Annotated in this window: 21 protein-coding genes; 12 read left to right on the top strand and 9 right to left on the bottom strand. The window is 59.0% G+C overall.

The window, feature by feature from the left end; translation table 11 throughout:
• Window positions 1-144: 144 nt before the first annotated feature.
• From TU74_RS13140 to TU74_RS13115, 6 genes are all read left to right on the top strand, one after another.
• Window positions 145-1,059: an ABC transporter permease subunit gene (locus TU74_RS13140; protein ID WP_047273149.1), complete on the top strand. Its 915-nt coding sequence runs from the start codon at window positions 145-147 to the stop codon at window positions 1,057-1,059.
• A gap of 2 nt (window positions 1,060-1,061) precedes the next feature.
• Window positions 1,062-2,345 carry a high-affinity branched-chain amino acid ABC transporter permease LivM gene (livM, locus tag TU74_RS13135; RefSeq protein ID WP_048376796.1) on the top strand — a complete coding sequence of 428 codons (1,284 nt, stop codon included), beginning with the start codon at window positions 1,062-1,064 and terminating at the stop codon, window positions 2,343-2,345.
• 11 nt (window positions 2,346-2,356) lie between these two features.
• Window positions 2,357-3,232: an ABC transporter ATP-binding protein gene (locus TU74_RS13130; RefSeq protein ID WP_047273274.1), complete on the top strand. Its 876-nt coding sequence runs from the start codon at window positions 2,357-2,359 to the stop codon at window positions 3,230-3,232.
• A complete protein-coding gene (locus tag TU74_RS13125) occupies window positions 3,229-3,945 on the top strand; it encodes an ABC transporter ATP-binding protein (protein WP_047273151.1) in 717 nt (238 codons plus the stop codon). Before TU74_RS13130 ends, TU74_RS13125 begins: the two co-directional genes overlap by 4 nt.
• Window positions 3,946-4,667: 722 nt before the next feature.
• Complete coding sequence (locus TU74_RS13120; protein ID WP_047273152.1) at window positions 4,668-5,435, top strand: SDR family oxidoreductase; 768 nt, start codon at window positions 4,668-4,670, stop codon at window positions 5,433-5,435.
• 69 nt (window positions 5,436-5,504) lie between these two features.
• Window positions 5,505-6,410 (top strand): cation diffusion facilitator family transporter, encoded by a 906-nt coding sequence (locus TU74_RS13115; protein ID WP_047273153.1) that lies wholly within the window; start codon window positions 5,505-5,507, stop codon window positions 6,408-6,410.
• Window positions 6,411-6,489: 79 nt separating this feature from the next.
• On the opposite strand, the gene ureG is transcribed toward TU74_RS13115, so the two are convergent.
• The 5 genes from ureG to TU74_RS13090 form a co-directional block, all read right to left on the bottom strand.
• Window positions 6,490-7,104, bottom strand: coding sequence for an urease accessory protein UreG (gene ureG / locus TU74_RS13110; protein ID WP_047273154.1), 615 nt, complete (start codon window positions 7,102-7,104; stop codon window positions 6,490-6,492).
• A gap of 9 nt (window positions 7,105-7,113) precedes the next feature.
• Window positions 7,114-7,788, bottom strand: coding sequence for an urease accessory protein UreF (locus TU74_RS13105; RefSeq protein ID WP_047275123.1), 675 nt, complete (start codon window positions 7,786-7,788; stop codon window positions 7,114-7,116).
• Window positions 7,785-8,285 carry an urease accessory protein UreE gene (gene ureE / locus TU74_RS13100; RefSeq protein ID WP_047275125.1) on the bottom strand — a complete coding sequence of 167 codons (501 nt, stop codon included), beginning with the start codon at window positions 8,283-8,285 and terminating at the stop codon, window positions 7,785-7,787. Before ureE ends, TU74_RS13105 begins: the two co-directional genes overlap by 4 nt.
• Before the next feature lie 173 nt (window positions 8,286-8,458).
• Window positions 8,459-9,091: a TetR family transcriptional regulator gene (locus tag TU74_RS13095; RefSeq protein WP_047273157.1), complete on the bottom strand. Its 633-nt coding sequence runs from the start codon at window positions 9,089-9,091 to the stop codon at window positions 8,459-8,461.
• 174 nt (window positions 9,092-9,265) lie between these two features.
• The gene (locus tag TU74_RS13090; RefSeq protein WP_047273158.1) at window positions 9,266-9,544 is read right to left on the bottom strand and encodes a hypothetical protein; all 279 of its coding nucleotides are present in this window, start codon (window positions 9,542-9,544) and stop codon (window positions 9,266-9,268) included.
• A 275-nt stretch (window positions 9,545-9,819) separates the two neighbouring features.
• Here TU74_RS13090 and TU74_RS13085 point away from each other — a divergent pair, with 275 nt between their 5' ends.
• Window positions 9,820-11,895 (top strand): AsmA family protein, encoded by a 2,076-nt coding sequence (locus tag TU74_RS13085; RefSeq protein ID WP_048376795.1) that lies wholly within the window; start codon window positions 9,820-9,822, stop codon window positions 11,893-11,895.
• Between the two features lie 129 nt (window positions 11,896-12,024).
• Here TU74_RS13085 and TU74_RS13080 read toward each other — a convergent pair whose 3' ends face one another.
• Window positions 12,025-12,555: a ferritin-like domain-containing protein gene (locus tag TU74_RS13080; protein WP_047273160.1), complete on the bottom strand. Its 531-nt coding sequence runs from the start codon at window positions 12,553-12,555 to the stop codon at window positions 12,025-12,027.
• 86 nt (window positions 12,556-12,641) lie between these two features.
• Entirely contained in the window at window positions 12,642-13,520 is an 879-nt protein-coding gene (locus TU74_RS13075; RefSeq protein ID WP_047273161.1) for a DMT family transporter, read from the bottom strand.
• 97 nt (window positions 13,521-13,617) lie between these two features.
• Between TU74_RS13075 and TU74_RS13070 the strand changes: the two genes are divergently transcribed.
• From TU74_RS13070 to TU74_RS13060, 3 genes are all read left to right on the top strand, one after another.
• Window positions 13,618-14,406: an AraC family transcriptional regulator gene (locus TU74_RS13070; RefSeq protein ID WP_047273162.1), complete on the top strand. Its 789-nt coding sequence runs from the start codon at window positions 13,618-13,620 to the stop codon at window positions 14,404-14,406.
• Window positions 14,407-14,490: 84 nt separating this feature from the next.
• Window positions 14,491-14,781 (top strand): PsiF family protein, encoded by a 291-nt coding sequence (locus TU74_RS13065; protein ID WP_047282010.1) that lies wholly within the window; start codon window positions 14,491-14,493, stop codon window positions 14,779-14,781.
• Between the two features lie 207 nt (window positions 14,782-14,988).
• The gene (locus TU74_RS13060; RefSeq protein ID WP_047273164.1) at window positions 14,989-15,999 is read left to right on the top strand and encodes an AI-2E family transporter; all 1,011 of its coding nucleotides are present in this window, start codon (window positions 14,989-14,991) and stop codon (window positions 15,997-15,999) included.
• A 54-nt stretch (window positions 16,000-16,053) separates the two neighbouring features.
• Here the strand turns inward: TU74_RS13060 and TU74_RS13055 are convergent, their stop codons facing one another.
• Window positions 16,054-17,319, bottom strand: a complete 1,266-nt coding sequence (locus tag TU74_RS13055; protein ID WP_047273165.1) for an Hsp70 family protein — start codon at window positions 17,317-17,319, stop codon at window positions 16,054-16,056.
• A gap of 301 nt (window positions 17,320-17,620) precedes the next feature.
• On the opposite strand from TU74_RS13055, the gene cbpA reads away from it, so the two are divergent.
• Together cbpA and TU74_RS13045 are read left to right on the top strand one after the other, a co-directional pair.
• Window positions 17,621-18,532: a curved DNA-binding protein gene (gene cbpA, locus TU74_RS13050; RefSeq protein ID WP_047273166.1), complete on the top strand. Its 912-nt coding sequence runs from the start codon at window positions 17,621-17,623 to the stop codon at window positions 18,530-18,532.
• A gap of 2 nt (window positions 18,533-18,534) precedes the next feature.
• Window positions 18,535-18,852: a chaperone modulator CbpM gene (locus tag TU74_RS13045; protein ID WP_047273167.1), complete on the top strand. Its 318-nt coding sequence runs from the start codon at window positions 18,535-18,537 to the stop codon at window positions 18,850-18,852.
• Between the two features lie 80 nt (window positions 18,853-18,932).
• On the opposite strand, the gene TU74_RS13040 is transcribed toward TU74_RS13045, so the two are convergent.
• Window positions 18,933-20,066, bottom strand: coding sequence for a sensor histidine kinase (locus TU74_RS13040; protein ID WP_047273168.1), 1,134 nt, complete (start codon window positions 20,064-20,066; stop codon window positions 18,933-18,935).
• Between the last annotated feature and the right edge of the window lie 139 nt (window positions 20,067-20,205).

Here is a 20,205-nt window from a genome sequence, read left to right as displayed (position 1 = left end):
TGCCTGAGTGGCGGTCGGGCGGGTGAGGCTTTGCATCACCTGTCTTCTTTTCCAGGAGCCACGTAAATCCAGTCATTCAAACTGTCTTCGGACGGTGTGGGGGGCGTGTGTCTGCGGATTGGCTCCAGTGCGTGAGATTGCGTTATGGACGGTATTTTCCTACAGCAACTGCTGAACGGCCTGACCCTCGGGTCTGTCTACGGCCTGATCGCCATCGGCTACACAATGGTCTACGGCATCATCGGCATGATCAACTTCGCCCACGGCGAGGTGTACATGATCTCTGCTTACCTCGCGGCGATCAGTCTGGCTCTGTTGGCATACTTCGGTATTGAATCCTTCCCGCTGCTGATGCTGGGCACCCTGATTTTCACCGTGGTGGTTACCGGGGTGTATGGCTGGGTGATTGAGCGAGTGGCCTACAAACCCCTGCGAAATTCCACACGACTGGCACCGCTGATCAGTGCGATCGGCATTTCCCTTATCCTGCAAAACTACGTCCAAATCGCACAAGGTTCGCGCCAGCAAGGCGTGCCCACGCTGCTCAGCGGGGCGTGGCGGGTCGATATCGGGACCGGTTTCGTCCAGCTCACCTACACCAAGGTCTTCATTCTGGTCGCCGCCTTCGTGGGCATGGGCCTGCTGACCTACATCATCAAGTACACCAAGCTGGGTCGCATGTGCCGCGCCACGCAACAGGACCGCAAGATGGCGTCGATCCTGGGCATCAATACGGATCGGGTGATTTCCTACGTGTTCGTGATCGGTGCAGCCATGGCGGCACTGGCCGGTGTGCTGATCACCATGAACTACGGCACGTTCGACTTTTATGCCGGGTTCATCATCGGTATCAAGGCGTTCACGGCCGCCGTGCTCGGCGGGATTGGATCGCTGCCCGGCGCCATGCTCGGCGGCATCATCCTCGGCATCTCCGAGTCGCTGTTCGCCGGTCTGGTCAACTCTGACTACAAAGACGTGTTCAGTTTCTCGCTGCTGGTGCTGATCCTGATTTTCCGTCCTCAAGGCCTGCTGGGTCGTCCACTTGTGGCGAAGGTGTAAGTATGTCTGCAGCCATTAATAAACCGATTGATGTGAAAAAAAGTGTCGTGGATTCGATCCTGGCCGGGTTGATCTCACTGATTGTGTTCGGCCCGATTGTGGGGGTGGTGCTCGACGGCTATAGCTTCAATTTGCAACCCGCCCGGGTCGGCTGGCTGGTGGCGATCGTGATGGTCGGGCGCTTTGCCCTGAGCCTGTTTTTGCAAACACCCCGTGGTCTCAAAGTGCTCCAGGGTTTTGAATCCACGGGCTCGGGCGTGCACGTGTTGCCGCCGGACTACAAGACGCGGCTGCGCTGGATCGTGCCACTGCTGATCGTCATTGCGATTGTGTTTCCCTTCTTTGCCAACAAGTACCTGCTGACCGTGGTGATTCTGGGCCTGATCTATGTGTTGCTCGGCCTTGGGCTGAACATCGTCGTGGGGCTGGCGGGGTTGCTCGATCTTGGCTATGTGGCGTTCTACGCCATCGGCGCATACGGTCTGGCCCTTGGCTATCAGTATCTGGGGCTGGGGTTCTGGTCGGTGCTGCCATTGGCGGCGATTGCGGCAGCCATGGCCGGGTGCATTCTCGGGTTCCCGGTGTTGCGAATGCACGGCGATTACCTGGCCATCGTGACGCTGGGGTTTGGCGAAATCATTCGTCTGGTGCTCAACAACTGGTTGTCTTTCACGGGCGGGCCTAATGGCATGCCGGTGCCATCGCCAACCTTTCTGGGCCTTGAATTCGGGCGCCGAGCCAAAGACGGCGGGGTGCCGTTTCACGAGTTTTTCGGGCTGGCCTACAACCCCAACATCAAGTTCCTGTTCATTTACATCGTGCTGTTTCTGGTCGTGCTGTTGGTGCTGTACATCAAGCATCGCTTGACCCGCATGCCCATCGGCCGCGCGTGGGAAGCCCTGCGCGAAGATGAAATTGCCTGTCGCGCCATGGGGCTCAATCACGTCTTGGTCAAACTGTCGGCGTTCACCCTGGGGGCGTCCACGGCGGGCCTGGCGGGTGTGTTCTTTGCCAGTTATCAGGGTTTTGTAAACCCGTCGTCGTTCACCTTCTTTGAATCGGCGCTGATCCTCGCGATTGTGGTACTCGGGGGCATGGGGTCGACTGTCGGCGTGGTGATTGCCGCGTTTGTACTGACGGTCGCGCCCGAGCTGTTGCGCAGCTTTGCCGAATACCGCGTGCTGCTGTTCGGCGTGCTGATGGTCTTGATGATGATCTGGCGGCCACGGGGCCTGATTCGCATCAGCCGTGTCGGGGTCACACCACGCAAGGGAGTCGCGCCATGAGCGAGCGTTCCATGGATAAAGACGTCGTGCTCTCGGTGGACAAGCTGATGATGCACTTTGGCGGGATCAAGGCCCTGAGCGATGTTAGCCTCAAGGTCAAACGCAATTCGATCTTCGCCCTGATCGGCCCTAACGGGGCCGGGAAAACCACCGTGTTCAACTGCCTGACCGGCTTTTATAAAGCCACCGGCGGCAGGATCGAACTCAACGCGCGGGGCACCCGCACCAATGTGATCAAACTGCTCGGCGAGCCGTTTCGGGTGACGGATTTTGTCTCGCCCAAAGCGTTCGGCAGCCGGCTGTATTACAAAATGTTCGGCGGCACTCACCTGGTCAACCGCGCCGGTCTGGCACGAACCTTCCAGAACATTCGCCTGTTCAAGGAAATGTCCGTGCTGGAGAACCTGCTGGTGGCCCAGCACATGTGGGTCAATCGCAGCCTGCTGGCGGGGATTCTCAATACCAAGGGCTACCGCAAGGCTGAAAGCGACGCGCTGGACCACGCTTTCTACTGGCTGGAGGTGGTGGATCTGGTGGACTGCGCCAACCGTCTGGCGGGCGAGTTGTCTTACGGCCAGCAACGGCGACTGGAGATTGCGCGGGCCATGTGTACGCGGCCGCAAATTATCTGTCTTGACGAGCCGGCGGCGGGCCTCAACCCGCAGGAAACCGAAGCCCTGAGCGGCATGATTCGATTGTTGCGAGACGAGCACGACCTGACCGTGGTGCTGATCGAGCACGACATGGGCATGGTCATGAGCATTTCCGACCACATCGTGGTCCTCGACCACGGCAACGTGATCGCTGAGGGCGGGCCTGACGCCATTCGCAACGACCCGAAAGTCATCGCCGCGTATCTGGGTGCAGACGAAGAGGAGCTGATATGACGAGCACGATCCTCGAACTCAAGGAACTGGATGTTCATTACGGGCCGATTCAGGCGTTGAAAAAGGTCTCGATGCACATCGAAGAGGGCGAAACCGTCAGCTTGATTGGCTCTAACGGTGCCGGAAAATCCACCTTGTTGATGTCGATTTTTGGGCAGCCCCGCGCCAGTGGCGGTCAGATTCTTTATCAGGGTGTGGATATCACGCAAAAGTCTTCGCACTACATCGCTTCCAACGGGATTGCCCAATCGCCGGAGGGGCGTCGTGTGTTTCCGGACATGACGGTGGAGGAAAACCTGCTGATGGGCACCATCCCCATCGGTGACCAACACGCCAAAGAAGACATGCAGCGCATGTTTGACCTGTTTCCGCGGCTCAAGGAGCGCCGTAATCAGCGGGCCATGACCATGTCCGGTGGTGAACAGCAGATGCTCGCCATTGCCCGTGCGTTGATGAGCCGTCCGAAGTTGCTGCTGCTGGACGAACCGAGCCTGGGGCTGGCGCCCATTGTGGTGAAACAGATCTTTGCCACTCTGCGGGAGCTGGCGCAAACCGGCATGACCATCTTTTTGGTCGAGCAAAACGCCAACCATGCGCTACGGTTGTCGGACCGCGCCTACGTGATGGTGAACGGAGAAATCCGCCTGACCGGCACGGGCAAAGAGTTGTTGAGCAACGAAGACGTGCGTAACGCCTATCTGGGCGGCCATTAAACCCCGCCGTCAGCATCACCCTGCTCGCCCCCTTGGGGCGAGCCGTTCTTACCCCGCCTGAAATTGTGGAAAACAAAATTGCAACCCTGCGAAAGCGCGACATAAAGACGCTGTAATTCGTTGTTTTGTCATCGTTTTGACTTGTCCCCGTTTGCTGTGGAGGTGGCTGTGGGTAACGTGGGAGTAGTTGGCTGTAGCCCTTTATTCATAAGGGCTGTAGCGGTGTGGTTGTTTTTTGATCGCTGTCTTTTCCGCGACCTCTCGGGTGATTTGTCAACAGCTTTGTTGATAAAAATACGGCCTTGAAAAAACCGCTGCGCCCTGTGGATAAGTCTGTGGTTAAACTCTGGAAAGAATGCCCTGAGCGGCGTAATTACTGGCCTCTGGCTATCCCTGCACTTTCAACTTCACGCACCTTTTTAGGGCGTGTGCATGGAGTGCGTATTCAGGTCAAGCAAAAAACCTTGGATAAACGCCTGCAACCCTTGCATGGCGGGGCTTTGCGCGTTTCGAGTTGCCCCCAAAGACTGTGGACGGGCCTGTGGATAAGGTGAGCGCACATGGCGCTATCCCTTGTGCGATGTGGTCTGGAGACGGTTGGTTGTTTTTTGCACAGTACACGGTTGTCCACGCAACCTGCTTGCCGCTCAAACGCACTCGGGGCATTCTGCTGGCCGTCCCATTACCCCGGCGGACCCTGCCCGCCAGCCAAGGAGAACACGATGACTTCCACCCTGTTTATTACCGGCGCGACTTCTGGATTTGGTGAGGCGTGTGCACGCAAGTTTGCGCAAGCAGGCTGGAAACTGGTGCTGACCGGCCGCCGTAAAGAGCGTCTGGACGCCCTGTGTGAAGAGTTGTCCAAGCACACAGAAGTGCACGGCCTGGTGGTCGATGTGCGTGACCGTGGGGCGATGGAAACGGCGATTGCCAACTTGCCGCCCTCGTTCAGCACGCTGCGCGGACTGATCAACAACGCCGGGCTAGCGGTCGGCACTGACCCGGCCCCGCAGTGCAAGCTCGACGACTGGGAAACCATGGTCGACACCAATATCAAAGGGCTGCTGTACACCACCAACCTGTTGCTGCCGCGCCTGATTGCCTACGGGCGCGGTGCCGGGATCGTCAACCTGGGTTCTATCGCGGGCAATTACCCGTACCCCGGCAGCCACGTGTATGGCGGCACCAAAGCCTTTGTGAAGCAATTCTCTCTGAACCTGCGCTGCGATCTGCAAGGCACAGGCGTACGCGTCAGCAACATTGAGCCGGGTTTGTGCGAAAGCGAATTCTCCATGGTGCGCTTCGGGGGCGATCAGGCGCGCTACGACGCGACCTATCAGGGCGCTGATCCGATTCAGCCCGAAGACATCGCGGAGACCATTTTCTGGGTGCTCAACACCCCGGCACACATCAACATCAATCGCCTTGAACTGATGCCCGTGACGCAGTCCTGGAGCGGTTTTGCCATCGAAAGGCACGCCAAGGAGTAAACTCGCCCCTGGCAGCCCACCCGCGACCTCCTGAGGGGGTCGCATTCCATCGGGCTGAAAGGAGTTTTTGTGAGTAACCGTGGCGAGCAGATTCTGCTCAAACAATCGACTGTTCTAATGTTTGCGGTGGCCATTGCGGGCATCGTGACGGGTTTTATTTCGGGGTCGCAATCCATCCTGTTTGATGGCTTTTTCTCGTTGATCGCAACGTTTATCAAGGTGTTGATGCTCATAACGGCGCAACTCATCGCCAAGGAGAGCAACCAGCGTTTCCAGTTCGGCTTCTGGCACCTTGAACCCATGGTGTTGTTGATCGAAGGCAGCTTCCTCTTATTGATTGCGATCTATGCCTTTCTGAATGGTGTATTCGGCATCATCAATGGCGGGCGCGAGATTGAACTGGGGCTGGTCATCCTCTACGCAGCGGTGTTTACCGTGATCGAATTTGGCTACTACTTCTGGGTTCGGCGCAAAAATCGAACGTTGAAATCGACGCTGATTCAGTTCGACAACATCAGTTGGCTGGTGGATGCCATGTTGTCGGTGGGCCTGTTGATCAGTTTCCTCACGGCGCTGGCCCTGACGCATCAGGGTTATGCACAGTGGGCAGCTTATGTGGACCCGGCAATCCTGATTGTGCTGGCCCTGAGCATGCTTGCGCCTGCGTTCAAAATCCTCAAGCCGGCATTGCGCGACGTGCTGGGGATTGCCCCCGACGCACTGGACGACAAGGTGCGCGAGGCACTGGAAATCGCCTCGGCGCGGCATGGTTTTGAAGGTTACAAAACCTATGTGCAGAAGCATGGCCGGGCGCGTTTCATTGAAATTCACATCGTGTTGCCTTCGGGGTATCCGCTGACCAGTGTGAAAACCCTTGATGCCATTCGTGAGGAAATATCCGCGATGCTGGGCAAGGCTGACAGCGCACGCTGGCTGACCATTTGCTTTACCGGCGACCGCAAGTGGATTGCGTAATCATTGCGTAAGGATGGATCGCAGCCACACTCGGCTGCGATCAGGCGCGAAGCGCTCAAAATCCCCCTGATACCTCGCACTATTGAGTTATCAACAGCCCCTGACGCTCAATAAAAGCCACGATCGCATCGAGGCCCAAGCCGGTTTTCTGGTTACTGAACACAAACGGTTTGTCGCCGCGCATGCGCCGCGTATCGCTGTCCATCAGCTCCAGCGAGGCGCCCACCAGCGGTGCCAGGTCGATTTTGTTGATCACCAGCAAGTCCGACTTGCAGATTCCCGGCCCACCTTTGCGCGGTAACTTGTCACCCGCCGATACGTCGATCACGTAGATCGTCAGGTCGGAGAGTTCGGGACTGAACGTGGCTGACAAGTTATCCCCACCCGATTCCACCAGAATCACGTCCAGGCCGGGAAAGCGGCGGTTCAATTGATCCACCGCTTCGAGGTTGATCGAGGCGTCTTCGCGGATGGCGGTATGGGGACAGCCGCCGGTTTCCACGCCAATGATGCGTTCGGGTGCCAATGCCTGGTTGCGTACCAAAAAGTCGGCATCTTCGCGGGTATAAATATCGTTGGTCACGACCGCCAGGTTGTAACGGTCCCGCAACGCCAGGCACAACGCCAAGGTCAGCGCGGTTTTACCTGAGCCGACCGGCCCACCAATGCCGACACGCAGAGGTTGTGTATTCATTCAAAACTCCTAGGACCGAAACAGGCGGCTGTACTGGCGCTCGTGGGCCATGCTCGCTAATGACAGGCCAAAAGCGGCGCTGCCCATGTGGGAAACATCCAGATGACTGGCGTGCAGTTGCGCCAGTTGCAGGCTTGGGGATAACTCGCTGGTCATGCGTTGTGCCGCTTGCTGGCCTAACGGCAGCGTTTTCATCAACACGGCCAACTGGTTCTCCAGCCAGCTCCAGAGCCATGCCGCCAATGCGTCCTGCGGGTTGATGCCCCACGCACGTGCGGCGAGTGCCCAGCCAAGCGCCAGATGCGGCTCGCCTTGCTGTAAGAGGAACTGCCGCGCGGGCTCATCCAGTTCGGGTAAGCCGGTCAGCAACTGTTGCAGGGAATAGCCCATTTGCCGGCTTTCCTGATGCAGTTCGCGGGTTTCCCGGCTGGCGCGGTGTTCGTCACAAAACCGTTGCAGGGCGGGCCAGTCTGCTTGGGCGGCAGCCTGGCAGTGAGCGAGCAACAGCGGGGCTTCGAAGCGGGCGAGGTTGAGCAGCAACTGGTCGTTGATCCAGCGCGCGGCGCTGGCCGGATCGCGCACCCGGCCTTGCTCCACCGCCATTTCCAGCCCTTGGGAATAGCTGTAGCCGCCAATGGGCAATTGCGGGCTGGCCAGACGCAGCAGCGCCCAGGCCGGGCTCACAAACGCACACCAAACTGGTGAAGTTTGGGCGCGTAGTTGAAGTCTTCTTCGCCCGCCCGGGAGTGGTGGTGACCACCGCCGTAGGCGCCGTGTTCAGGCTGGAACGGGGCTTCGATGGCGTCGGTGCAGGCGCCCAATTGTTCGAGCATCGCCTTGAGCACGTAGTCATCCAGCAGTCGCAGCCAGCCGTCACCCACTTGCAGCGCCACGTGGCGATTGCCCAAGTGATAAGCGGCGCGGGTCAGTTCGAACGCGTTGTCGCACGTGACGTGCAGCAGGTGTTCAGGGCTGGCGCAGACGCGCACGATGCGCCCGTCCTGCGCCTGAAGGAATTCGCCGTCGTGCAGCGGCGTCTGCCCGCGGTCCAGAAACAGCCCGACCTCTTCACCGTCGCTGCTGAAACAGCGCAGGCGGCTTTTGCTTCGGGCTTCGAAGTTGAGGTGCAGTTCGGCGCTCCACACGGGGTGGGCGTCGACTCTTCGGTGAATGACCAGCATCGGTAGGCTTCCTGCGATTAACGATAGGCATGCTCACAGCAAGGGGCTTGCCAACCTGGCCGGGCATCACTGATGTCGCGAATCGTATGCTCAAAAACAGAGCAGGAAGATGAAACTTGATCTAAACAAGTGCGCGCACTGGGCTGTGTTGCACCAATGAGGTGCGAAGTCGCTTACTCGGTGCTGCCCAACCCTTGCCAGTGTTTGAGGCCAATGAAGATGAAGCGCAGTTGCTGGCTGATTTTGGCCTGCGGTTGCAGGTAGTCCGGCAGCGGTTCGGCGGGCGGATCAATCACATCGGGCAACGCCGCAAATACACTTTTGACCACCAGATCGGCAATCACGGTCAGCGCCGCCGGGTTGAGATGGTGCAGTTTGGGCTTGGAGCCGAGGTCGGCGGCCAGGTCGGAGGTGATGTCTTCGCGCAATGCCGCGATGGCCTGCCGAACCGGTTGCGAGCCGCCGTATTGCTCCCGCGCGAGGAACAGAAACTGCGAGCGATTGGCCTCGACCACATCGAGGAAAATCCGCACCGATGCGTTAATCACGCCGCCCATGAACAATTCGTTATGGCGTACCAGGCGGATGGTTTCGCGAAAGGTCTGGCCGACCTCGCTGACCAACGCCAGGCCCAATTGGTCCATGTCGCTGAAGTGCCGATAAAAGCCGGTGGGCACGATGCCAGCGGTTTTTGCGACTTCACGCAAGCTGAGGCTGCCAAAGCCGCGCCCCGATTCCATCAAGTGGCGGGCGGCGTCCATCAGCGCAAGGCGGGTTTGTTGTTTCTGTTCGGCGCGGGGGAGCATCTGGGCGGGTCTTCCTGACAAGTGCAGCGGCGCACTCTAGCAAATCAGCTTTGATGACGTCGAACGCAGTTAAAGGCTCAGGCGGGTAAACGTGACGCAGTCGTTAGTGACGAATAACGCGGGGTCGGGCTTGCGATCGTTTCGCGCTGCTCGTCAGCGACGACTGCGGTGCGCTTAGCTGGCACGTTGATTCCTTTCGGCCAGACGCTCTGCGCCACCTTCGGCCAGGCGGTTTTGTTGCTGCTTCTGGGTGCGGTCGTAACCGTCTTCGGCCACACGGTTGTGTTGATCCAGCGTGCGTTGTGCGCCGTCTTCAGCGACCGGGTTCAAAGGCTCGCTCAAGGTGCTGGAGGCGGGTTGTGCCAAGGGCGCCGACTGATCTTCAGCGGGCAGGGCGAAGGCGTTAAAGGCAAACAGTGACAGGGTCAAACCAAACATGGCTGGGCGTTTCATGATGCGGGTGCTCCGTAGCAAGGCAGTCAGTGGGTACGGGGGCAATGCTACGCTTGGATTTTCGATAACAAAGTTCATACGGCCAATGGTGATAATCGACACAATTGATTGTTCAACCAAAGGCCTCTAGCCCGCTACTTTGCGGACGGGTAAAAGAGAACACGAGGCTTTTTTGAGGCAAAGCGGCACACGGGTTAAACCTTGGACCGCCTTTGCCGGTCGTACTTTTATACGCGTCGCAATCTGGACGTTCAGACGTAATAAGGAGCCGTGTCATGACGCGCACCCGTAAAGTGCTTGCCTGGGTTGTGGGCCTGTTTGCCCTGTTGGTTGCCGTGCTGGTGGTGCTGATCGCCACCTTCGACTGGAACCGCCTCAAGCCGACCATCAACACTAAGGTTTCTGAAATTTTGCATCGCCCGTTTGCCATCAACGGCAATCTGGCTGTGCAGTGGCAGCGTGAGCCCGATGAAGGCGGCTGGCGCGCCTGGGTGCCGTGGCCGCACGTGATCGCTGAAGACCTGACGCTGGGCAACCCCGAGTGGTCCAAGACGCCCCAGATGGCCAGTTTGAACAAGGTTGAGGCGCGTCTGTCGCCGTTGGCCTTACTGACCCAGACCGTAGCCATTCCGCGTATTGATTTGGTTCAGCCGAGCGCCGACCTGGTGCGTTTGGCGGATGGTCGGGCGAACTGGACCTTCACTTTCGATCCCAAGGACCCGGACGCCGAACCCTCCAACTGGACGGTGGACATCGGTGCCATCAAATTCGACAAGGGCCATGTGACCCTCAATGACCAGACCCTGAAAACCCGGCTGGATGTAGTGATTGATCCGCTGGGCAAGCCGATTCCGTTCAGTGAAATCGTGGGTGAGAAAGAAGCGAAAAAGTCGCAAGAAAAGGGCGCTGCTCCGCAGGACTACGCCTTCGCGTTGAAGGTCAAAGGCCAGTACCACGGTCAGAACCTCGACGGCACAGGCAAGATCGGTGGCTTGTTAGCGCTTCAGGACGCGAACCAACCCTTCCCGTTGCAGGCTCAAGTCAGCATCGCTGACACCAAGGTCGCGTTGGCCGGCACCCTCACGGACCCGCTCAACCTGGGGGCGCTTGATCTGCGCCTGAAACTGGCTGGCAGCAGCTTGAGCAACCTCTATCCGCTGACGGGCGTGACATTGCCGGATTCGCCGCCTTATTCCACAGATGGCCACTTGATTGCCAAGCTGCATGAGCCGGGCGGTGCCGTGTTCACCTATGAAAACTTCAACGGCAAGATTGGCAACAGTGACATCCACGGCGACCTGAAATACGCCGCCAGCCAGCCCCGCCCCACGTTGTCGGGCAAGTTGGTGTCCAATCAACTGTTGATGGCTGACCTTGGGCCGTTGATCGGCGTGGACAGCAGCAAAGCCGCCAACGCCCCGAAAGCCAGCGCAGGCGCGAGCAAGCAACCGGCGGGCAAGGTGCTGCCGGTGGAAGAGTTCCGTACCGAGCGCTGGCGCGACATGGACGCCGACGTAGAATTCACCGGCAAACGCATCGTGCAAAGCGCCGAGCTGCCGTTTACCGATCTCTACACGCACCTGGTGTTGAACGATGGTCAATTGAGCCTGGAACCGCTGCGTTTCGGCGTGGCGGGCGGCAAGCTGGACGCGCAAATTCGCCTCAACGGCCGCAGCACACCGCTGGAAGGGCGGGCCAAACTGACCGCGCGCAATTTCAAACTCAAGCAACTGTTCCCCACCTTCGAGCCTATGAAAACCAGCTTCGGTGAGCTCAATGGCGATGCGGAAATCTCCGGGCGTGGCAATTCGGTGGCCAAGTTGTTGGCCACCTCGAATGGCGGCTTGAAAATGATCGTCAACGACGGCGCCATCAGCCGTGGCCTGATGGAAATTGCCGGGCTCAATGTGGGCAACTACATCGTGGGCAAAATCTTTGGTGACGAAGACGTGAAGATCAACTGTGCGGCGGCGGACTTCGGGATCAAAGACGGCCTGGCGACGTCGCGGCTGTTCGTTTTCGACACCGAGAACGCGATCATCTACATCGACGGCACGGCTAACTTCGCCACCGAGCAACTGGACCTGAAAATCACCCCGGAGTCCAAGGGGCTGCGGTTGTTCTCGCTGCGTTCGCCGTTGTACGTGCGCGGAACGTTTGGTAACCCGTCGGCGGGCGTGCAAGCCGTGCCGTTGATGCTGCGCGGTGCGGGCATGGTCGCTCTGGGTGTGATTGCTGGCCCGGCAGCCGGACTGCTGGCGTTGGTGGCGCCGAGTGGCGACGAGCCCAACCAGTGCGCACCGCTGCTGCAACAGATGCAGCAAGGCAAAGTGCCCAAGACCGTGAAGTAAAGGCTTGCCCTCACTCCCACCTTTTCCCTGCGCGGGAGAGGGTGGGGCGAGGGCTCAAGCACGCAAAAAACCCGCAAAAAAGCCCGCCCCCACGTGACGGGGGGCGGGCGCTGTCAGGCCTGATGAGGCTTACAGGTCTTGCAGAATGTCGGCCATGTCGTCGGCGTGCTCTTCCTCTTGCGCGAGGATGTCTTCGAAGATCCGGCGGGTAGTCGGGTCTTTGTCGCCAATGTACTGAATGATTTCACGGTAGCTGTCGACGGCAATCCGCTCAGCGACCAGGTCTTCGTACACCATTTCCTTCAAGGTCGTACCGGCCACGTATTGGGCGTGGGCGTTCTTGGACAGCAGGTCAGGGTTGAACTCCGGCTCGCCGCCCAACTGAACAATACGCTCGGCCAGTTTGTCGGCGTGTTCCATCTCCTGATTGGCGTGCTCCAGGAACTCATCCGCCGCGACGCTCGCCTTCAGGCCACTGGCCATGAAGTAATGACGCTTGTAGCGCAGAACACAGACCAGTTCGGTGGCCAGCGACTCATTGAGCAACCGCAGAATTTCTTCGCGGTCTGCGCTGTAGCCTTCGGTTACGGCACCTTCTTCGACGTTCTTGCGAGCGCGTTCGCGAAGGGTTTGCTTGTCGGATAACGTTATCTCGGTCATTTCAATCTCCTCACTAATCCGGTTGCCGCCTCGCTCTGCTGGCGAAGTCGGTTCATAGGGTGTGAGTTCAGCGCACCGAGAAAGTTTTATCGGATGTTGCGCACCGGCGTGGTCCAGCGTTCCGACAGAATCACCCCGCCCAGCGTCAATGCGCCACCCACCAGATGAAACAGGTGCAACTGCTCTTTAAGCACCACGGCGGCAATCAATGCGGTAATCAAGGGCAGCAAGTTGAAGAACAGGGTGGTGCGGCTCGGCCCCAGCAATGCAACTGCCTTCATCCAGGCCAACGGCGCAATCATCGACGCCAGCACGCAGGCGTACAGCACCAGGCCGATGTTGTGCACGGTCGGGCCGACTTTGGGCGAGATCAGGTACAGCGGCAGCAGCACCACAATCGCCACCAGCACTTGCAGGTAGAGCATCTGCAGCGGCGGCAGGCGCAATTGCCACTTCTTGAGCAGGGTGCTGTAAATCGCGTAGGCGAGGGTGGCGACGAGCATCATCGCGTCTCCCAGGTTCAGGCCTTGATCGAGCAAAGTGCCGAGGCTGCCACTGGAGACCACCACCAGCACCCCGAAAAACGACAGCACGGCGCCCACCAGCGCCCCTGCGGTCAGGCGCTGGCCGAGGCTGATGATGGACAGGGTGAGCACCATCAACGGCATCAGCGACAAAATGATGCCCATGTTGGTGGCCGAGGTGCGGGCCGCCGCGTAGTAGGCAAGGCTTTGATACACCGCCATGCCCAGCACGCCGAGGATAAAGATCTTGCCCAGGTTGGGGCGGATGACCGGCCAGTTGGCCAGCACCGGTTTGATCATGAACGGGGTAAACAGCAGCCCGGCCAGCAGCCAGCGATAAAAGCCGATCTCCGAGGGGAAGATCGCCCCCACGGCGAGTTTGTTGATCACGGTATTGCCGGCCCAGATAAAAATGGCCAGTAGCGGGTAAGCGTATTGCATCAGGAACAACCACAGAATTAATGAGCCGCGATTATCCGCTTGTCTGTCCGCAGGCCTATACTTCGATCCAGCCAACCTCTTCGTGAATCCAGACAGCATGCGCAAGAACCTGATCAGCGTTCCCGAGTTCGATCAATTACCGGCTCCGGTCTACTTTCGTTACGCCGAAATCGACGCGCACAGCCACGCGTGCCCACACCGGCATGCCTGGGGTTCGCTGGACTACGTGGCCCATGGCGTGATGCGTTTTGAGGTCGACGGGCAGCGGTTTATGTCGCCGCCGCAGTACGCGTTATGGATCCCGCCCAATACCGAGCACAGTGCCTACAATGCCCAGGCCATTGTTTACCGTTCGGTGTATCTGGATGCAGCGCATTGCCAGCACCTGCCGCCCCGGCCGGTCACGTTGGCGATCAGCGACATCCTGAAAGCCATCCTTAGCGACTTCGCCCGCCGCGATGTCAACATTCCCGAAGGCGAGGCCGACCAGCGTCTGGCCCAGGTGCTGGTCGACCAACTGAGCCAGGCGGCCGTGCATCGATGCTTTTTGCCCTACGCCAATCACCCCGGTTTGCAAGGTGTGCTGGCCGCCTTGCAGCGACAGCCGGGGGACAACCGCCCGTTGGGGCAGTGGGCCGAACAGGCGCATGTCAGCGAACGTACGTTGGCGCGGTTGTTCGTGCGTGAGCTGGGCATGAGCTTTGGGGAGTGGCGCCAGCGCTTGCGTTTTCTGGCAGCCATCGAAGCACTGGAGTCGTCGTCGCGCAGCGTGCAAGACATTGGTTTCGACATGGGTTACAGCACGGCGTCGGCGTTTATTGCGATGTTTCAGCGTCTGGCCTGCTGTACGCCTGAGCAGTATCGGCGCAAGGCGCGGCATGTTTAAGCGGTCATGAGGAAGCTGTAACAGAGTTTGTCTACACTGCGATGAAGTCCGCCGCGTCCGCTGCGGCCACAAGGAGAAAACTCCATGAAGATGCTGCGTGTTCCTCTGTTGCTGATGGGTGTGTTGGTGTGCTCGCAAGGGTTTGCGGCCACGGCCCAACAAAACAAAATGACCGCGTGCAACGCCGAGGCCAGTGCCAAAACCCTCAAAGGCGACGCGCGTAAAGCCTTTATGAGCAGTTGCCTCAAAGCCAAGCCGGCCGGTGCGATGACTCAGCAAGAAAAAATGAAAACCTGCAATGCCACGGCCACCACCCAGGCACTCAAGGGCGATGAGCGTAAAGCGTTCATGAGCGATTGCCTGAAGAAAAAGTAGTCACTTGTCGCCCCCGCGTTCTCACTGCCCCAGGCTGCGAAGCGTTGCGAGACACCGCGTTCATTCGAGCGCGGCGCTAACCCTACGCAGCCTTGGCCAGGGCTGATCAGAGGGCCTGCCCCGTCCTCCGTCAGTCACATTATGTAGTGATCCCCGTCGAAGGCTGGCAGACTGCCCGTCCTTTTACCCTGCTTGTTTTGAGGCTGTATGCCATCGTTTTCTCAGCGTCACATCTTGCTGGCCAGCTACATCATTATTGCGGGCGGCTTGTTGCTGGTATTTCCTTTGCGCTTGTTGCCCAGCCTGTTGGCGGGTTTGCTGGTGTACGAGCTGGTCAACATGCTCACCCCGCAACTGCAACGCCTGATTGCCGGGCGCCGTGCGCGTTGGTTGGCGGTGATGTTACTGGGCACGTTGGTGGTCAGTGTGCTGGCGCTGATTTTTGCCGGTGCCATCAGCTTTTTGCTGCACGAGGCCGAGAACCCCGGTGCATCTCTGAACAAATTCATGGCCGTGGTCGACAAGGCCCGTGGCCAGTTGCCGCCGTTTTTAGACAGCTACCTGCCCGCCAGTGCGGCGGAGTTTCGCGTCGCCATCGGGGCGTGGATGAACAAGCACTTGAGCGACCTGCAACTGGTGGGGAAAGACGCGGCGCACATGTTCGTGACCTTGCTGATCGGCATGGTACTGGGCGCCATCATCGCCTTGCAGCGCATCCCTGATGTGAGCCGACGCAAACCCTTGTCCGCCGCGCTGTTCGAGCGCCTGCACCTGCTGGTTCAAGCGTTTCGCAACATCGTCTTCGCGCAGATCAAAATCGCACTGCTCAATACCGTGTTTACCGGGGTCTTCCTGGCCGTGGTGCTGCCGTTATTCGGCGTTCACTTGCCGCTGACCAAGACCCTGATCGTGCTGACCTTCCTGCTGGGCCTGTTGCCAGTGATTGGCAACCTGATCTCCAACACGCTGATCACCATTGTTGGCCTGTCGCTGTCGATTTGGGTGGCGGTGGGGGCCTTGGCCTACCTGATCGTTATCCACAAGCTGGAATACTTTTTGAACGCCAAGATTGTGGGCGGGCAGATCAGTGCCAAGTCGTGGGAATTGCTGCTGGCGATGCTGGTGTTCGAAGCCGCGTTCGGCCTGCCGGGGGTGGTGGCCGGGCCGATTTATTACGCGTATTTGAAGAGTGAGTTGAAGCAGGTGGAGTTGGTCTGATCGCCGGTCTTCACCCAGCCCTCTCCTTGCGGGAGAGGGTGGGGTGAGGGGCTATCAGCCGTAACGCTTTTTGGCTTCAATCGCCAGACCGCTGCCGATGCTGCCGAAGATGTTGCCTTCAACATGACGCGCATTGGGCAGCATGGCCGACACGCTCTGGCGCAATGCCGGAATACCGCTCGAACCGCCCGTGAAGAACACCGTGTCCACCTGCTCCACAGCCACGCCGGCATTGCCCAGCAGTTGGGTCACGCTGTTGCGGATGCGTTCGAGCTGGTTGTCGATCGAGGCTTCGAACAGCGCACGGCTCAGGTCAACGTTGAGCCCGGCTTCGATACGGTCCAGCGGCACGTGGCGACTGTCGTTGCGGGTCAGTTCGATTTTGGTTTCTTCGATTTCCATTGCCAGCCAGTGCCCGGCGCGCTGTTCGATCAACTTGAACAGGCGGTCGATGCCGCCGGTGTCTTCGATGTCGTAGCGCATGCTGCCCAACGCCAGTTGGGATTTTTGCGAGTACACCGAGTTGATGGTGTGCCAGGTCGCCAGGTTCATGTGGTGGCTGGTGGGCATGTAGGCACCGCTCTTCATGCGGCTGCCGTAGCCGAACAGCGGCATTACGCCTTGCAGGCTCAGTTGTTTGTCGAAGTCGGTCCCGCCCACGTGCACACCGCCGGTGGCCAGAATGTCGTCCTGGCGGTTGTCCATGCCGCGCCGCTCGGGTGACAGGCGCACCAGCGAGAAGTCGGAGGTACCGCCGCCGATGTCGACAATCAGCACCAGCTCTTCGCGCTCGATGGTCGACTCGTAGTCGAAAGCGGCGGCGATGGGTTCGTACTGGAAGGACACTTCCTTGAAGCCAATGGCACGGGCCACGTCGGTCAGGGTGTTTTCGGCTTCCTGGTCAGCCAGCGGGTCGTCATCGACGAAGTACACCGGGCGGCCCAGTACCACTTCTTCAAATTCGCGACCGGCGGTGGCTTCGGCGCGTTTTTTCAGTTGGCCGATAAACAGCCCCAGCAGGTCTTTGAACGGCATGGCCGTGCCCAGAACACTGGTGTCGTGCTTGATCAGCTTGGAACCCAGCAGACTTTTGAGTGAGCGCATCAGGCGGCCTTCATAGCCTTCCAGGTACTCATGCAGCGCCAGACGGCCATACACCGGGCGGCGTTCTTCAATATTGAAGAACACCACCGAGGGCAGGGTGATTTTGTCGTCCTCCAGCGCAATGAGGGTTTCCACGCCTGGGCGCAGCCAGCCGACGGTGGAGTTTGACGTGCCGAAGTCGATGCCGCAGGCACGGGCCGGAGAGGCGTTTTTCATGTCTGTCGTGTTCCGGTTAAAAAACGGCCGCGCAGTGTATGTCAGACGGTCACAGAATCGAAGCACGACTATTCGTTAATTCGCAGGTTTTAATCCCCTTGAAAGACTATCCTTCACCCCCAAACTTCCAGACATTGGCTTGGTGGTTGTAAGGCAATTGAGTGAAGCCCGTAGGCTGCCGATAAACTTTTGCAGCGCCGTAGCGTCGGAAGATTGAGATCGGTCAATCGACAGACTGGCTAACCCAAGCATTGTGGGTGGTCTGAGTGGCGCGATATTGATAACGGATGGTGATCCTTACATGGACTTCAAAGACTATTACAAGATTCTGGGTGTAGAACCCACGGCTGACGATAAGGCGATCAAGACCGCTTATCGCAAGCTGGCGCGCAAATATCACCCGGATGTCAGCAAAGAAAAGGACGCCGAGAGTAAATTCAAGGACGTGAACGAAGCGTATGAAGCGTTGAAAAGCGCTGATAAACGCGCCGAGTACGATGAAATTCGCAAGTACGGTCAGCACGGCCAGCCGTTCCAGGGGCCACCGGGCTGGCAGGGTCGTTCCAGTGGCGGCTTCGAAGATGCAGGCGATTTTTCGGACTTTTTCAGCTCGATCTTCGGTTCGCGCGGTAATGGCTTTGGTGGTCAATCAAGCCGCAGCGCGGGTCGTCGCGGGCAGGATGTTGAAATGGAATTACCGATTTTTCTGGAAGAAACCCTGTCGGGCGAGTCCAAGCAGATCAGCTTTCAGGTGGGTGGCACCAGCAAGACCCTGAACGTGAAGATCCCGGCCGGTGTGACCGACGGCGAGCGCATTCGCCTCAAAGGTCAGGGTGGCCCGGGCATGGGCGGCGGGGCCAATGGTGATCTATACCTGATCATTCGGTTTGCACCGCATCCGAAGTTCGACGTGGAAGGCCACGATCTGGTGATTACGGTGCCTTTGGCGCCGTGGGAAGCCGCATTGGGGACCAAGGTCGCCGTGCCGACGCTGACCAGCAAGATCAACCTGACCATTCGTCCGGACAGCCAGAGCGGCCAGCGTTTGCGCATCAAGGGCCATGGTTTGATGGACAAGAAAGGTCAGCGCGGCGATTTGTATGCCCAATTGAAAGTGGTCATGCCCAAACACACTGACGAGGCGAGCAAAACCTTGTGGCAAGAGCTGGCTGACAAAGCAGCCTTTGATCCGAGAGCCCAATGGAGTAATTGATCATGAGCAGCACCCTGATCGTTCAGCTGGACATGGAAAGGTTCTGCGAGGAGGCCAATTTACCGGCCACTTACGTGATAGAGATCGTCGAACACGGAATTATCGAACCTCAGGGCCACGCACCGGAGGCGTGGCGTTTTGAAGACTATGAACTGGTCATCGCAAAGCGTGCAGCCAAGCTGCATCAAGACCTTGACCTGGAATGGGAAGGCGTCGCCCTGGCGCTGGACTTGCTCGAAGAGGTGCAGCACCTGCGGTCTGAAAACCGCCGCCTGAAGCAGCAACTGGGGCGGTTTGTGGGCAGCAACCCCAACGCCTGACCGGCTTAAGGGGCAGCCTTGTACCCCGACAGCGACTGCACAGGGTTAATGCCCTGACGTGCAGTCGCTGGCGCGCGGTATCAGGCTTTTTTCGGTAACACCACGGTAAAGGTGGTGCCTTCGGCGGCGGTTGAAGTGACTTCAATCGTGCCGCCGTGGGCGTTGACCGACTCTTTGACGATGTACAGGCCAAGACCGAGGCTGGTGGAAGTGCCCGGCAGGCTGACGTCTTCACTCGGGCTGCGCACCAGCGGGTCAAACAGGGTTGCCAGCGAGCCTTCATCAATGGGCGTGCCACGGTTGTGTACCGAAAGCAGGACCTGCTCGGCGCCGCCTGTCAGCGTCACGGTGACCACGCGGCTGTGGCTGCCATGTTGCAGCGCATTGCCAATCAGGTTTTGCAGCAACTGATTGATCAGGCCGCGATCCCACTCACCTTGCACAGGGCCATCAATGGTTAACACCGGCTCGCAGTCCGGTTGCCCGGCGCAGGCTTCGGCCAATGCCGCGCGGCAGGCTTCGCCCAGGTCCATGCTCACCGGTTCGATCGGCAACTGGCTGCCCAGACGGCTGCGCACAAATGCCAGCAGATCGCTGACCATCGAACCCATGTGCCGCGCACCGTTCTTGATGGCGTTCACATAGTTCAGGGCATCAACGTCAAGCTTGGCTTTACGCTCCAGCATCTCGGTGGACATGCTCACCGCTTGCAGGGGCGCGCGCAGGTCGTGCCCCAGAATGGCCAGAAAGATGTCGCGCGAGCGATTCACCTGATCGGCGTAGGCCGCAGTGGATTCGGCCAGCGCTTCATCAATGGCTTCGTTGAAGCGAATCATGTCCTGAAAGTGCCCGTGCTCCGGGAATGGCAGGCTGTCGACCCACAGGCGGATGACACACGCGCGCAGGTGCCGGAATTCGGATGTCATCTGCACCAGATCGAAACCGACCGTATGGCGCAGCTCGCCGTGGCTGGCGGCGGCCTCGTCCAGGCTCGGGGTTTTATCCGGGCCTTCGCCTTCAGCCTTGGCCTGTTGCTCGCTGGCCGTCTGGGCGGTGGTCATGTCACGCGAGGCCGCCAGCAAAATGGCCTTGGCATGGTCGCGCAGGGCCACGCTGTCCATGTGTTCGGCCGCAGGCGTAATGGTTTCTGCAAAGCGCTCCCACTCATCGACGATGCGATCAGCGTTTTGCACGATGAATTCGGATAGGCGCATGCCCAAATACCCTTGCTGTAAGAGCGGTAGTCAAAAAAGGTGACGCATATTAGCGCATGCGCGAGTATCGCCCTCAACTCAATATGCCGTACATCGTAATCCCCCAAGATCGCGGATCCAGCCGATAAGCTGCAGGTCA

It is taken from the genome of Pseudomonas lundensis (assembly GCF_001042985.1).
Classification (GTDB): domain Bacteria; phylum Pseudomonadota; class Gammaproteobacteria; order Pseudomonadales; family Pseudomonadaceae; genus Aquipseudomonas; species Aquipseudomonas lundensis.
Note: the sequence above shows the minus strand (reverse complement) of the source record. Positions and strands in the feature narration are given on the sequence as shown.

Excerpts from the sequence above, each read along its gene's own strand:
- TU74_RS13140 (WP_047273149.1), top strand. The coding sequence starts at position 145 with ATGGACGGTATTTTCCTACAGCAACTGCTGAACGGCCTGACCCTCGGG.
- livM (WP_048376796.1), top strand. The coding sequence starts at position 1,062 with ATGTCTGCAGCCATTAATAAACCGATTGATGTGAAAAAAAGTGTCGTG.
- TU74_RS13130 (WP_047273274.1), top strand. The coding sequence starts at position 2,357 with ATGGATAAAGACGTCGTGCTCTCGGTGGACAAGCTGATGATGCACTTT.
- TU74_RS13125 (WP_047273151.1), top strand. The coding sequence starts at position 3,229 with ATGACGAGCACGATCCTCGAACTCAAGGAACTGGATGTTCATTACGGG.
- TU74_RS13120 (WP_047273152.1), top strand. The coding sequence starts at position 4,668 with ATGACTTCCACCCTGTTTATTACCGGCGCGACTTCTGGATTTGGTGAG.
- ureG (WP_047273154.1), bottom strand. The coding sequence starts at position 7,104 with ATGAATACACAACCTCTGCGTGTCGGCATTGGTGGGCCGGTCGGCTCA.
- ureE (WP_047275125.1), bottom strand. The coding sequence starts at position 8,285 with ATGCTGGTCATTCACCGAAGAGTCGACGCCCACCCCGTGTGGAGCGCC.
- TU74_RS13095 (WP_047273157.1), bottom strand. The coding sequence starts at position 9,091 with ATGCTCCCCCGCGCCGAACAGAAACAACAAACCCGCCTTGCGCTGATG.
- TU74_RS13090 (WP_047273158.1), bottom strand. The coding sequence starts at position 9,544 with ATGAAACGCCCAGCCATGTTTGGTTTGACCCTGTCACTGTTTGCCTTT.
- TU74_RS13085 (WP_048376795.1), top strand. The coding sequence starts at position 9,820 with ATGACGCGCACCCGTAAAGTGCTTGCCTGGGTTGTGGGCCTGTTTGCC.
- TU74_RS13080 (WP_047273160.1), bottom strand. The coding sequence starts at position 12,555 with ATGACCGAGATAACGTTATCCGACAAGCAAACCCTTCGCGAACGCGCT.
- TU74_RS13075 (WP_047273161.1), bottom strand. The coding sequence starts at position 13,520 with ATGCAATACGCTTACCCGCTACTGGCCATTTTTATCTGGGCCGGCAAT.
- TU74_RS13070 (WP_047273162.1), top strand. The coding sequence starts at position 13,618 with ATGCGCAAGAACCTGATCAGCGTTCCCGAGTTCGATCAATTACCGGCT.
- TU74_RS13065 (WP_047282010.1), top strand. The coding sequence starts at position 14,491 with ATGAAGATGCTGCGTGTTCCTCTGTTGCTGATGGGTGTGTTGGTGTGC.
- TU74_RS13060 (WP_047273164.1), top strand. The coding sequence starts at position 14,989 with ATGCCATCGTTTTCTCAGCGTCACATCTTGCTGGCCAGCTACATCATT.
- TU74_RS13055 (WP_047273165.1), bottom strand. The coding sequence starts at position 17,319 with ATGAAAAACGCCTCTCCGGCCCGTGCCTGCGGCATCGACTTCGGCACG.
- cbpA (WP_047273166.1), top strand. The coding sequence starts at position 17,621 with ATGGACTTCAAAGACTATTACAAGATTCTGGGTGTAGAACCCACGGCT.
- TU74_RS13045 (WP_047273167.1), top strand. The coding sequence starts at position 18,535 with ATGAGCAGCACCCTGATCGTTCAGCTGGACATGGAAAGGTTCTGCGAG.
- TU74_RS13040 (WP_047273168.1), bottom strand. The coding sequence starts at position 20,066 with ATGCGCCTATCCGAATTCATCGTGCAAAACGCTGATCGCATCGTCGAT.